This is a genomic window from Pseudoalteromonas sp. G4, assembly GCF_028875915.1.
Classification (GTDB): Bacteria; Pseudomonadota; Gammaproteobacteria; order Enterobacterales; family Alteromonadaceae; genus Pseudoalteromonas.
This window is the reverse complement of record NZ_JAPEHW010000094.1, coordinates 1-13,567: the sequence shown is the minus strand read 5'-3', so window position 1 is coordinate 13,567 and position 13,567 is coordinate 1. Positions and strand designations below refer to the sequence as shown.

The window sequence follows — 13,567 nt, the reverse complement described above, 5'->3', positions numbered from 1 at the left end:
CCGACGAGAGTCGGTTTTTTTGTGCCTAAATTTCATTACTTATTTATACCTAGCTCGAGTTGGCAACGAACACGGTTCGTAAGCATCAGAGTTAGATATAAACACTAAGACATATTGCGATCGCCTAGCCCAGCTGGATAGAGTACCTGGCTACGAGCCAGGCGATCGGAGGTTCACTCTTTTAGGTAAAGAATTCCCGCGTCCGCCACTTCTTTTGAAGTGATATCAACCGACAAACGTCGGTTTTTTTATGTCTGAAATTCAATGAAACGAAACTGTAAACGCGTAGCTCTGCTAGATAAAGTACCTGGCTACGAACCAGGCGGTCGGAGGTTTACTCTTTTAGGTAAAGAAGTCCCGCGTCCGCTACTTCTTTTGAAGTGTCATCAATCGACAAACGTCGGTTTATTGTATCTAAAATTAATTAGACAGAAAGCATCAGAGTTAGATGTAAACTACCGTTCATTTTAGGTGGCATTAGTTAATTTGAAGTGGTTGCTGATAGGTGAAATTCAGTTAATCTCAAATCTCAATCCAGCCACAAACGTATCTGGTTAAATTCCCCATTTTCAAAGGTTTTTCATTGTTACTTTACGTTAACGTAAAGTGTGAATTTAAATTTGAATAACCATTCTTATCTAACAGTATAAGTTAGAACATAAAAAATGGTCTTACCAATTTCATGTGTTATTTCTAGAATAACTCATTCCGAATAGATTGATTTGATTATAACACTAGGTGTTTAATTTCTATTGCCTAGCTAGTTAAGTATGACTAATCATGGAGCAAAATAAGTCATGAAATAAGCTCATGTTTGTCATCTTTTTAGCCTATTGTTAATGGAGTGTTTAATAATGTATAGTGTTGTGAATTGGTTTTACCAATTGACAACTAAGTTTAAGTGATCAATATTGATTACCAATTTTGAATATTTATTAAAAATATTTAACTAAAAATTCTTGATTGAGGTGGGGAATGGACGTATCAGAATTGCTGTTAGAGGCGGCTGTTTTAATGTTAACAGGTATGGTGGTGGTATTTGTCTTTTTGACGATACTTATCTTTACCATCAAAGCAATGTCTAAAGTACTTGCGAATTTTCAAACGCCTGAGGTAACGCCAAATCCAGTTAAATTATCAGGGAATCAAGTACCAACAAGCCACGTAGCTGCGATTGCCGCGGCAGTTAAGCAATACCGCGAAAAGCAATAATAAGAAGGGGCCAAATCATGTCACAACTAAAATTAACCGAATTAGTACTGCGCGATGCACACCAGTCATTACTCGCGACCCGTTTACGCTTAGAAGATATGTTACCAATTGCTGAAAAACTGGATAAAGTCGGCTATTGGTCAATGGAATCGTGGGGCGGGGCGACGTTTGACGCATGTATTCGTTATTTAGGTGAAGATCCTTGGCACCGCATTCGTGCCTTAAAAGCGGCAATGCCAAACACTAAACAGCAAATGCTACTGCGTGGACAAAACTTACTAGGCTATCGCCATTATGCCGATGACGTTGTTGAACGTTTTGTTGAACGTGCACATAAAAACGGTGTAGATGTATTTCGTATTTTTGATGCGATGAATGATGTGCGTAACTTAGAGACGGCAATTAAGTCAGCGGTAAAAGTAGGTGCACACGCACAAGGTACAATCTCATACACAGTTAGCCCTGTTCACAACCTACAAATGTGGCTTGATCAAGCAAAACAATTAGAAGATTTAGGCGTTCACTCAATCTGTATTAAAGATATGGCGGGTTTACTCAATCCGTATGATGCGGAAAAACTGATCTCAGGATTAAAAGAAACTGTTGCAGTACCAATTGCAATGCAGTGCCATGCAACAACAGGCCTAAGTACAGCAACATACCAAAAAGCGATTGATGCCGGAATCGATATGCTTGATACCGCAATTTCGAGCATGAGTATGACGTATGGTCACAGTGCTACTGAAACTATGGTTTCAATTGTAGAGAATACAGATCGTGCCACTGGCCTAGATATGAATCTATTGGAAGAAATTGCAGCCTACTTTAGAGAAGTACGTAAAAAGTATGCAAAATTTGAAGGTAGTTTAAAAGGCGTTGATGGCCGTATTTTGTTAGCGCAAGTGCCAGGTGGCATGTTAACAAACATGGAAAACCAGTTAAAAGAACAAGGCGCAGAAGATAAGTTAGACGATGTATTACTGGAAATTCCAAAAGTACGTGAAGATTTAGGCTTTTTGCCATTAGTAACACCAACGTCGCAAATTGTAGGCACACAAGCTGTTTTAAATGTACTTACTGGTGAACGTTATAAATCAATCACTAAAGAGACCTCAGGTGTACTTAAAGGTGAATACGGTGCAACGCCAGCACCTGTAAATAAAGAATTGCAAGAGCGTGTACTTGATGGTGCAGAGCCAATCACATGTCGCCCTGCGGATCAAATCGAACCAGAGCTAAGCAAACTCGAGCAAGAATTAGATGAAATTGCACAAAAAGATAAATTAGATTTAGCCGATGATGTGATTGATGATGTATTAACGTATGCATTATTCCCGCAAATAGGTTTGAAATATCTGAAAAACCGTAATAATCCTGAAGCATTTGAGCCAGCACCAAGCAATGAGCCGTTACCAACTGAGCAAACGCCAGCACCAAAAGGTAATGGTAAAACAGAACATTACAGCATCAGTGTTGACGGTAAAGTGTATGCGGTAAGTGTGGCGCCAAGTGGTGAATTAACCAATATTCAACCAGCACCAAGTGCTGCAAGCCAGCACACAGATGTATTGCCGCAATCAGCTTCTGTTGATGCTGCTGAAACGCTAAATTCACCATTGTCAGGTAATATTTTTAAAGTGAGTGTAAAGCCTGGCCAACAAGTGTCTCAAGGTGATGTTGTGATTATTATGGAAGCGATGAAGATGGAAACTGAAGTTCGCGCAGCTAAAGATGGCACTATCGCAGAAATATTTGTATCTGAAGGGGATTCAGTTGCAACTGGCGAACCTTTATTGTCGTTAGCGTAAAGGTCGGGGAGTTGTAATGGAAAGCTTAATGACCTTATGGCAAGCGACGGGTATTGCCAATTTAGAATTTCCTCAGCTGATTATGATGCTGGTTGGTGCATTATTGCTGTATCTCGCAATTGTACGCAACTTTGAGCCATTGTTATTGGTGCCAATTGGCTTTGGGGCAATCTTAACCAACATTCCACTAGCTGGTTTATCAGAAGCCGGTGGATTGCTGTACTACGTGTATAAAATTGGTATTGATTCAGGGGTGTTCCCACTGCTTATTTTTATGGGCGTCGGTGCGCTTACTGACTTTAGTGCATTGATTGCTAACCCTAAAATGTTGTTACTAGGAGCGGCTGCGCAGTTTGGTATTTTTGCCACCTTATTTGGCGCCATTTTCTTAAACTACATTCCAGGTTTTGAGTTTACACTGCAAGATGCATCGGCCATTGCGATTATTGGTGGTGCAGATGGTCCAACAGCGATTTTCTTAGCGTCAAAACTGGCACCAGATTTACTTGGCGCGATTGCGGTTGCTGCATACTCTTATATGGCATTAGTACCAATTATTCAGCCGCCAATTATGAAGCTGTTTACTACTGAAGTTGAACGTAATATTGAAATGCCACAGTTACGCCATGTAAGCAAAGCTGAAAAGGTTATCTTCCCGTTATTAGTATTAGTGCTTATAGCCATGTTTTTACCTGCGGCAGCACCTCTTGTGGGTATGTTCTGCTTAGGTAATTTAATGCGTGAGTCAGGAGTAGTGGATCGTTTAAGTAAAACAGCGCAAAACGAGTTAATTAATATTACTACTATTTTCCTTGGCTTGGCTGTTGGTTCAAAGCTTGCGGCTGATCAATTCTTAACGGTTGAAACCTTAGGCATCTTAGCGCTTGGCGCGGTGGCGTTTGGTATTGGTACGGGTTCAGGCGTTCTGATGGCAAAGGCAATGAATAAATTCAGTAAAACACCTATCAATCCATTAGTTGGTGCGGCGGGCGTATCTGCAGTACCTATGGCGGCACGTGTTGTTAACAAAGTTGGATTAGAAGCAAATCCTCATAATTTCTTGTTAATGCACGCGATGGGGCCAAATGTAGCAGGGGTACTTGGTAGTGCAGTTGCTGCCGGTATACTGCTTGCCATGGTGGGATAATATTCATCGTAGAGCTCAACCAGCTCATTTTGCGGCCGTTAATTCGGCCGCTTTTTTATCTGCACTTTTCTCGATACAATCACTTTCTAAGCTAATGCATTGGATTGTTTTAAATGAATGTTTTCATTTTGTTGATTGTGCTTTTTGTGGCATTAATTGTCATTATTCCTCTGATTGAAAAATCAGGTGTTCGATTTTCAGAACAGCAAACTGCTAAGATTGCTCGCTGGATTTGGCCACTGGTAATGATTTCAATGGTGATAAGCTTAATTTACCATTTAATTCGCTAAATGGGTTTCCTAAATCGGGCTTGCTGTAGTCGCAAACACCGTTAGGGAATGTTTGTGCTAACTTGTCACGATAAGGTGTCATATCAATAGGGTGGTAAACACCTTGCTTGATAGCCTGCTCTACTGAAATTCGTTGGCATTTAAATACGCTGCCAGCCCAAGGGCCGCCAGCTTGAATCCGTGAGTTGGTATAAATTGGGAAGTGGCGTGCGCATTCACCATCGTCTTGGTTATTCCAATCACCATTCCATACTTCTTCCCCGTCAGCGATGACTTCACCTTCTTCACCAAAGCAACGATCACTGGCGTTTAACGGTGCTTTTTGTGTTGTTAACCACAAATCTAAAGCTTCAAATGCCTCATTAAGTGGCGTGTAGTGCTTGTTTGATATCCAAATTCGGTGGTTTTTAAGGTTTCCATGATACTTCAGTATTCGTAAACGAGTCGCAAAAGAAGTAGAGATATGGTGCATATCAAGCTGCTCCTCGAGGTAGTGATGAATATCGATAGTGGGAATATCATTTACCCCTAAATAAACTTGGCCAAAGCGATAGGCTTGTTTAATTGCCGCAATATTTGAGTGAGTGCGTTGTGCTGGCTTGTCGTCTGCACTCGTTATATTGTGGCGACTCCATTGCGTTAACCAAATGGGGGTTTTAACAAAAGGAAAAAACAACAGCTGTTCAGGTTGCTGTTTGGATTGTTGTTTCCAGCCACCAATATGGTAATTGAGATGCAAAAACTCCTCGGGTGATAATACTCCTTGTTGTAACCCTTTTAATCCATATTGCACACCTTGGTTGTCCCAAAGCGCTGGGACATTTTTTTCACCTTTTGGCTGTGTAATAAGCGCTAAGTCTTGCCAATAACTCCAGTTAGTTTGGTGATTAATGGTTTGACTAAATAATGGCTTTAAAAAACCTTGTGCTGGGTTATTGACTAGACTACTTAAGCCAAAATAGCCATGTACACATTCACTATATACTTTTGGACGATAAAGTGTTTGGCCTGTTATAAGTTGATTGATGGGTGTGTAAAACCATGATTTATGTTCTATTTTTGCATTATTTAAGCCTTCAATAGCGCGTTTTTTTACGCTGTTATCCCACTGTGCTAACTCACTTTTAAAGTGGTAGTACGTATTAAATAAATCGCAATCTAAAGCGTAGATGGTTTGTGAAACCATGTCAGGGTATGAGTAGAGCGGAATAGCTGCATCAATTAAACCTGGGCTATTTTGTGCAATTAGGTATTGGGCAAGGCCACCGCCAGAGCCACCAATGCCAATGGTATATTGAGGTTTACCGTAAAGTGCCTCAAATTGGCGTTTAACGCGCCAAGCTGTGTCTTCGGCAAGGAGCATATTATAGGTATAACTCGTTTTATTGGCGCTTGATGTAATTACTGCATAGCCTTTATGAAACTCGCGATAACGTCGATTAAGTAATTTAGCGGGATTAACTTTACCTTGACTAAAGCCAATGCCAACACCGCCAGCAAACTGATAAATGAGTTTGTTGTTCCAAAGCGAGCGGGTTTTCCAACTACCAAATTCGTGTGGTGTAATTGGCATAGCAATGGTGTAGATATGTCGATTAATTGTGCCTTGTTCTAATCTAATGAGTAGCAGCTGTTGGCTATTTTCTTTTCTTTTAAATTGTGAAAGGGAAAATATCTCATCACTTTTACCATCAGGGCTAAGAGCAAAGTAACGTAATTTTGAGCGTGCTAAACAGTCTTTACTGTAGCCCACAATAGTATTGGTGATTTTGCCAGTTTCATCTTCACGATAGACAGCAGTTCCAAATGATTGTTGGTTGTCTACCTCGGGCTGACCAAGTCCAGAGCGCATTGTGTCACAGGAAAACGGATAGCGATTTGCGCCTGCATAAAGAGGTGTAACGGGGCCTATTGAACCAAGCGCAATTGGGTATTTAACAAAATCTGTTGGTCTTTTACTAAAGCGAATGTGCGACTCAACATCCAATTGAGTTGTTGTTTGTAAAGGTGCTGTGTTCAAAACGCGAAACTGGGAGTGGGGTACAGGGGTGCAAGTTAATAAAAAAGAACAGAGGCTAATAAGAATGACGCGTCTGACGAGTAAAATAAACAACATAATCTCTGCCTCCTTAGATTTAAGTATAGGCAGAAGATTTCGTCTCTGTTAGAACGAATAAGGCACCATTAGGTGCCTTATTATGCTATTTTGCTAGTGCGAGTTGTAACTCTCTGTTTTTCTGTAAACTTACAAGCATCTCTTGTGCGTATGGCTTGAAATTAGCAAGTTCAGATTTTGGCAGTGATTGTGCCTTTGGTAACTTAACTGTTCGTGGATTTCGGTGCACACCGTTTACTAAAAATTCATAGTGTAAATGTGCGCCTGTAACGCGTCCGGTTGCCCCAACAGTACCAATTAATTCACCTTGTTTAACTTTTTCGCCACGTTTTACTTTACGTTTATGCAAGTGTAAGTACTTAGTCACATATTGTTGACCATGGCGAATAAATACATAGTTACCATTGTATTTATTATAACCTGCTTTAATCACAGTACCATTACCCGCTGCAACAACCGGTGTGCCAGTTTTTGCTGCGTAATCAATACCGCGGTGTGCTTTAACTTTACCAGTAACTGGGTGCTTACGACGTGGGTTAAAGTTCGAACTAATATACCTAAAGTTAACTGGGGCGCGTAAAAATGCTTTGCGTAAGCTACGACCTTCTGGGGTATAGAAGTTATCATCGGTATGGCGCACTGCGGCATAGTTTTCGCCTTGGTTAATAAATTCAGCAGCTAAAATTTTACCAGTACCAATGTATTCACCGTCAACATAATGATTTTCATAGATTAGGGTAAATGCATCGCCTTTTCTCAAATCGTTAGCAAAGTCGATGTCCCAACCAAAAATATTTGCAAAATTAATGATTTGCTTCTCATTAAGGCCTGCGCTTATCCCCGCATTCCAAAAACTTGAATCAATAATACCTGATGCGTATTCAGTGCGTTTTTCAATGTCTTTTTTATCAAGGCTTGAGCTAATCGTTTGATCATCATTGAGTTTGACAATTAAAGTTTCTGTGCGGCTAATTTGATAGTTTAATTGAATAAGCTCGTTATTTTCGTTCGCGGCAAAAAACAGTGAATCACCGGGATGAATTTTGGTGAGTTGTTTGTTTAACTTATTCGCATTAACAATTTTATGAAGAGTAGAAGCTGAAAAACCTGCGCGTTTAAATATTTTAGCTAGGTTATCGCCTTTTTTAACTTTGAACTCTTTAAAATTAAGAGTTACTTCCGGCAACACCTCTTCAGCTTTGGTGGTAACAGCTTCTTGTTCTAATTTTTCTACTTCAATTGCAAGTTCATAACGCTTGCCAATTTCAAGCGCATCTTGATTGGTTTGCCTTGACGCACTCGCCTTTTCAGAGGGTAGAAGCACCAAAGCTGTAATAAATGTAACTACCCCAGCGAGCAACATTTTATGTTTTTTCGGTAGTTTTTTTACTTGCAAAACCATAATGTGCCTTTTGCTACATTAATTAAATAAAAGAGAATAAAATCAGAATAACCTTATATGACCTGTAGTGCCAGTGTTTTGTGCATTTAAAGTGACCAAAATATAGGGTAGAATCAAGAAATTGTTATCATTAAAAATGAATTTTTGTCAAAGTTCGCAAATATACTTTGGCAATTGGAGAAATACATGGCTGATATCCAAGCTGCGTTAGCGGAAATAAAGCGTGGTGCAGAAGAAATCCTGATTGAAGAAGAATTAGTTGAAAAACTAAAGTCAGGTAAAAAATTAAAAATCAAAGCGGGTTTTGATCCAACAGCGCCAGATCTTCATTTAGGTCACACTGTACTGATCAACAAAATGAAGACATTCCAAGATCTTGGCCATGAAGTTATCTTCTTAATTGGTGACTTCACAGGCATGATTGGTGACCCAACAGGTAAGAATGTAACACGTAAGCCACTAACTCGTGAAGATGTGCTTGCCAATGCAGAAACATATAAAGAACAAGTATTTAAAATTCTTGATCCGGCAAAGACATTGGTTGCATTTAACTCTGAGTGGATGGAAAAGTTAGGTGCCGCAGGCATGATCAAACTTGCTGCGCGCCAGACGGTTGCGCGTATGTTAGAGCGTGATGACTTTAAAAAGCGTTATGCTGGTGGCCAGTCAATTGCAATTCATGAGTTCCTATATCCGCTTGTACAAGGTTGGGATTCGGTTGCTCTTGAAGCAGATGTTGAGTTAGGTGGTACCGATCAGCGTTTTAACCTGTTAATGGGCCGCGAATTGCAAAAAGACGAAGGTCAAAAGCCGCAAACAGTATTAATGATGCCATTACTTGAAGGTACTGATGGCGTTCAAAAAATGTCTAAATCATTAGGTAACTACATTGGTATTACGGACGCACCAAACGATATGTTTGGTAAAGTAATGTCAATCTCTGATGATTTAATGTGGCGTTACTACGAGCTACTAAGTGCGTTAAGCCTTGAAGAAATTGAAGCACTTAAAGAAAAAGTTGCAAATGGTACTAACCCGCGTGACATCAAAATAGATTTTGCAAAAGAAATGATCGCACGTTTCCACTCTGCGGAAGCTGCTGAAGAAGCACATCAAGATTTCATTAAGCGTTTCCAAAAAAATGCGTTACCAGATGATATTCCTGAAGTAACAATTACGGCAGATGGCGAACTTACTATTGCTAGCTTACTTAAAGAAGTTGGTTTAGTTGCAAGTACATCAGAAGCAATTCGTATGATTAAGCAAGGTGCTGTTAAAATCAATGCGAAAGAAAAAGTGTCTGATAGCAAAATGCTGATTGAAGTTGGTAGTTGTGAAGTTTACCAAGTAGGTAAACGTAAATTTGCAAAAGTGACTGTAAATTAATAAAAGGAGCCCACGAAAGTGGGCTTTTTTATATGTCTAAAATAATTATCACAGAATATAAAAGCCCGGTAGGTGAATTGCTTATAGGGTCTATAGATGAACAATTATGCTTGTGTGATTGGCAAAATCGTAAAGCAAGGTCGCGTGTTGATAAACGAATTAGTAATGGGCTTAAGGCTGAGTTTATATTTGCTAAAAGTGAGTTTAATAAGCAGGTAATAAATCAGTTAGAAGCTTATTTTGCAAAAGAGCTTAGCGAATTTTCATTACCGTTGAAGTTGGTTGGTACTGACTTTCAGCAAAAGGTTTGGCAAGCACTGATGACCATTCCTTTTGCAAACACACAAAGTTATGGCCAATTAGCGCAGTCGATGAATATGCCAAGTGCGGTTCGCGCGGTAGCAAATGCCAATGGCGCCAATGCAATATCAATTATTGTGCCTTGCCATCGTATTATTGGCAGTAATGGTAAATTGACTGGCTATGCTGGTGGGCTTGATGCTAAGCAGCGATTACTTGAGATTGAGGGCTTAATCTAAACCCTCAAACATTACTATTAAAAAGCACTAACCTTGCGGCAAAGTTCATTGGCAGCAATAAGCACACGGTTGGTGTAGCGATGTAAATGATCAGGATTTAGCTTGATTATTTGCCCTTTCTTCACCGCAGGGATAGACACCATACCTTGCCAAATCTCAGACTGCACATTGTCTTCATCCATTTCTGAAATCACAATAAATTCAGGTCGTTTCAGCATTACTTGTTCTTTATTAACCGTTGGGTAATTAACATCGCTTGCGGCAAACACATTTTCAAGGCCACATATTTCAAAGATTTGATTAACCAAAGTGTGCTTATTTGCAGTCATAATAGGGGTATGCCATAGCTGAAAAAACGCTGGGGCGAATTGTGACTTTTGGTAGTGCTGTTTTAATTGTGCAATATCGTTTTTAAATTGTGTGGTGTAGTTTATGGCAGCGACTTGTTGCGATAACTTCTCACCAAGCGCTGTAACTTCTTTTTCGATATCTTCGAGCGTATGTGGATCTGATATAAATACATTTAGCCCTAATTGCTTCATTCTTTCAATTTGCCCAAGTTTGGCATTCGAGCGCCAAACTAAAACAAGGTCGGGGTTTAGCTCAACTAATTTTGCTAAGTTTATGCCGTTTGCATCAGCAATTATTGGGTGCTTTTTTGCGTCTTCTGGGAAATCACTATAGCTACTTACCGCGATTACGTGATCACCACTACCAAGTGAATAGGTCCACTCCGTTAAGTGAGGAGCAAGTGTGGCAATACGTTTAGGTGAAGCTGAAAGAGCATGGCTGAAAAAAAAGAAAAATGACAATACAAAACTATAGATAATGGGTGAGCGCATAAATTGTTTCCAACAATAAAATGATCACAAGCCAAAATAGGCTAGCAAAAAGAAGTGCATTTTTAGCGTGTTTAATGGCATCTATTTTAGGTAAATGTTTTGGCCCAATGCGTGTTTTACTGTACCTAACCCCTTGATAAAAAGCAGGGCCACCAATTTGTTTGTCAATATATCCGGCAAGGCACGAAAGTAGAAAGCAAGAATTCTTGTTATAACCATTACTGACAAATAAAGAAAGATAATGAAAACCTTTGGTGCGCGGTTTTAATAGTAGTGGCAAGCAAAATAGGCGTAATGGAATATATTCGAACGCGGAAATAATAGCGTTACTTGCAAGGCTAAATTTACTATTGGGTGGTGTTTCTTTTGAATATGCATTGGCGCAGATAAGTGTTAAGCAATATACCAAGGCAATCACAAAACCAAAGCAGTAATAAAATATCAAGGGGATAAAAAATTGACGCACGAAGCTTAAGCTTTGATATTCGATAATAGCTTTTACCATTCCCGTTTCAGATAAATTAGTGGTGTCGCGCCTTAAAAATTGGCTCAAAATATCGCGTACCACAGATTTTTGATTTTGTGCTAACAACCAAGTGGCGCGTTTTAGTTTTGGGTTACTGTAAGGATTTGAAATAAATAAAAACAAAACCAGTAACTCAAATGCGATAGGGAAATGGGCAAAGCTAATAACGCCAATACTTAGTATGGTAAAGCAGCAAACGATTAATGAGGTTAAAAACAGAGACGAAAATACTTGATAAAATGGGGATGATTTATCGTCATAAATGCGTTTTGCAAGTTTGCCAATTAATAGTCGAATTAGCGGTGTTGGGTGATATTCAGCGGGTAAATATATAAAGGAAGTAATCAGTGCAAGCAGCAAGGTGCTCCATGCACTGATAGAAAAAAGAGGGAGTTCAAATCCCACTTACAGAGAAACCTGCTTTAAGTTATTGAGTAATGCAATAACCATTTCAGAAGAGTTTTCTGACGCTTTTACTAGGTATGATTCAAATGACTCTGGCGACTCTTTACCAGCAATATCCGAAAGTGAACGGATAACCACAAATGGTGTATTTAACTGATGACATACTTGTGCAATCGCTGCGCCTTCCATTTCAACAGCTAGCATATTTGGAAACTGCTCACGTGTTTTTTCGATGCGAACAGGATCACACATAAATGAATCACCTGTACAAATTTGGCCAACCATTGTTTTAATGCCTTTCGACATTTCAGCAATCGCTTTTTCAGCACTTTCTACCAGTGTTTTATGTGCAATAAACGCTGGTGGCATTTGCGGTACTTGACCCATTTCGTAACCAAAAGCAGTAACATCAACATCGTGATGACGAACTTCGCTTGAAATAACCACATCGCCAACGTTTAAGCTTTGTTCAAAACCACCTGCAGAACCCGTATTAATGATGCAGTCAGGTGCAAAAAGCTCAATCATCAGTGTTGTAGCAAGTGCCGAAGCAACTTTACCAATACCTGACTGTACTAAAATAACGTCCTGATCTGCCAGTTGACCTTGGTAAAAAGTGAAACTACCACGTTCAGTGATTTGCGTGTTTTCGATAGCAGCTTTTAAAATTGCTACTTCAGGCTCCATTGCGCCAATAATACCGATTTTCATGATGATTTTGCCTATTTAGAAAGCGAAAAAATAAATATGGCGGAATTATAGCTAGGTTAACAAGCAATAGACAAACAAAACCCGCAATATGCGGGTTTTTATAAGAAAGTTTAAACTTGTGCCAGTGCGGTTGACTGTGACTTAATTTGTGAAGGTGATAGCACAGGAGTATTTTTAATCGTTGATTTACGAATTGGCTTACTCGCATTCACTTGTTTACCCAATTTAAATAAGATGGCTTGTCTTACTTCTTGTGCCTTGTAGCCCGATTTCACTTTTATACGAATTAGAGGAATGCCAGCAGATTCTAAAGCACCATTTACAAACCAGTCTTTTTTCGCTTTATGACCGTTCTTGCTTGCGTTATTCACAAGGTCAATAGCGGCGACAATTTTAAGGCTTTCCTTATCAAGTAGTACATAATCTAATTGTTTATTTTGTGCTTTTGCCAGAGCACTGCGACGAGATTTATCATCTGTGCCTGGTTGAAAATCTAACACATCAACCAGTCTTACACGACTTACAATCTTATAATCCGAACCAATCGCTTTTTCTAAAAGGTTAAGAAATGCGGTTTCTACCTGTGTAAATAGCGACTTCTTTTGTGTGAAGGGGTAGGGATTTCCCGAATGGGTAAACTTTGAAGCAACAAAGGCTGCCACAACTACCAGTACTAAAATTAATAAAGAAACAAGTTCCATAAATACTCCAAATCAAAACTTTGACGCAAATTTTTACAAACAAACTTAAGCAATTTGAATGCCACAATTAATTTTGTTTTTAAGTATATAAACGATGATTTTAGCCTGCTTAACGTCCTTCACTACTTGTTACTCGCGGCGAACCTAGGTAAAATTTGAAGATTCCGTTGTGCTCATTCGAATTTGGGTATTGCCGCAACGCACTGTTCGGTATCTAGATTGACGCAATAAAATAACAATAAATGGTGTTAATTATGCGCTTCGCTCGACTTTGCCTGTTAAATAAAACGTTTAGCAAAAACGTAAAGACTGTTGTTAATACAATGCTTGCAACTTCTTTTGTTGCTTTAGCACCGCTAACAACAGCCTCTGCCAGTACTTTAGTGCTGCTCTCTGATGATCTCACAGTTTGTTCTAGTGAAAACCAACGCTTCTGTACTGAAGCAGGTAAAAATTCGTTTTCTGATGATGTAAAACAAAAA

General features: G+C 39.4%; 12 protein-coding genes. 6 read left to right on the top strand and 6 right to left on the bottom strand.

The features are described from left to right. Window positions 1–975 precede the first annotated feature (975 nt). From ON073_RS18390 to ON073_RS18380, 3 genes are read left to right on the top strand one after another with little or no spacing between them, the layout of a single operon-like run. Window positions 976–1,212, top strand: coding sequence for an OadG family protein (locus ON073_RS18390; protein ID WP_054981334.1), 237 nt, complete (start codon window positions 976–978; stop codon window positions 1,210–1,212). A gap of 17 nt (window positions 1,213–1,229) precedes the next feature. Then, window positions 1,230–3,020 carry a sodium-extruding oxaloacetate decarboxylase subunit alpha gene (oadA, locus tag ON073_RS18385; RefSeq protein WP_274763340.1) on the top strand — a complete coding sequence of 597 codons (1,791 nt, stop codon included), beginning with the start codon at window positions 1,230–1,232 and terminating at the stop codon, window positions 3,018–3,020. Window positions 3,021–3,036: 16 nt separating this feature from the next. Beyond that, window positions 3,037–4,167 carry a sodium ion-translocating decarboxylase subunit beta gene (locus ON073_RS18380; RefSeq protein WP_274763339.1) on the top strand — a complete coding sequence of 377 codons (1,131 nt, stop codon included), beginning with the start codon at window positions 3,037–3,039 and terminating at the stop codon, window positions 4,165–4,167. A 213-nt stretch (window positions 4,168–4,380) separates the two neighbouring features. On the opposite strand, the gene ON073_RS18375 is transcribed toward ON073_RS18380, so the two are convergent. After that, window positions 4,381–6,477 (bottom strand): DUF6351 family protein, encoded by a 2,097-nt coding sequence (locus ON073_RS18375; protein ID WP_274763338.1) that lies wholly within the window; start codon window positions 6,475–6,477, stop codon window positions 4,381–4,383. A gap of 181 nt (window positions 6,478–6,658) precedes the next feature. Beyond that, window positions 6,659–7,975, bottom strand: a complete 1,317-nt coding sequence (locus ON073_RS18370; protein WP_274763337.1) for a peptidoglycan DD-metalloendopeptidase family protein — start codon at window positions 7,973–7,975, stop codon at window positions 6,659–6,661. Window positions 7,976–8,161: 186 nt separating this feature from the next. Here ON073_RS18370 and tyrS point away from each other — a divergent pair, with 186 nt between their 5' ends. Next, a complete protein-coding gene (gene tyrS / locus ON073_RS18365) occupies window positions 8,162–9,361 on the top strand; it encodes a tyrosine--tRNA ligase (protein ID WP_274763336.1) in 1,200 nt (399 codons plus the stop codon). A 32-nt stretch (window positions 9,362–9,393) separates the two neighbouring features. Continuing rightward, window positions 9,394–9,900, top strand: coding sequence for a methylated-DNA--[protein]-cysteine S-methyltransferase (locus ON073_RS18360; RefSeq protein ID WP_274763335.1), 507 nt, complete (start codon window positions 9,394–9,396; stop codon window positions 9,898–9,900). A gap of 17 nt (window positions 9,901–9,917) precedes the next feature. Here the strand turns inward: ON073_RS18360 and ON073_RS18355 are convergent, their stop codons facing one another. From ON073_RS18355 to ON073_RS18340, 4 genes are all read right to left on the bottom strand, one after another. Next, window positions 9,918–10,742, bottom strand: coding sequence for a helical backbone metal receptor (locus ON073_RS18355; RefSeq protein WP_274763334.1), 825 nt, complete (start codon window positions 10,740–10,742; stop codon window positions 9,918–9,920). After that, window positions 10,720–11,673 carry a cobalamin biosynthesis protein gene (locus ON073_RS18350; RefSeq protein ID WP_274763333.1) on the bottom strand — a complete coding sequence of 318 codons (954 nt, stop codon included), beginning with the start codon at window positions 11,671–11,673 and terminating at the stop codon, window positions 10,720–10,722. The genes ON073_RS18355 and ON073_RS18350 overlap by 23 nt, the downstream gene beginning before the upstream one ends. Next, a complete protein-coding gene (gene mtnN, locus ON073_RS18345) occupies window positions 11,674–12,384 on the bottom strand; it encodes a 5'-methylthioadenosine/S-adenosylhomocysteine nucleosidase (RefSeq protein WP_274763332.1) in 711 nt (236 codons plus the stop codon). A gap of 110 nt (window positions 12,385–12,494) precedes the next feature. Continuing rightward, window positions 12,495–13,085, bottom strand: coding sequence for a DUF2726 domain-containing protein (locus ON073_RS18340; protein WP_274763331.1), 591 nt, complete (start codon window positions 13,083–13,085; stop codon window positions 12,495–12,497). Between the two features lie 254 nt (window positions 13,086–13,339). Between ON073_RS18340 and ON073_RS18335 the strand changes: the two genes are divergently transcribed. Next, window positions 13,340–13,567, top strand: a 228-nt coding sequence (locus ON073_RS18335) for a hypothetical protein (protein WP_274763330.1), incomplete at its 3' end; no start/stop codon positions are given.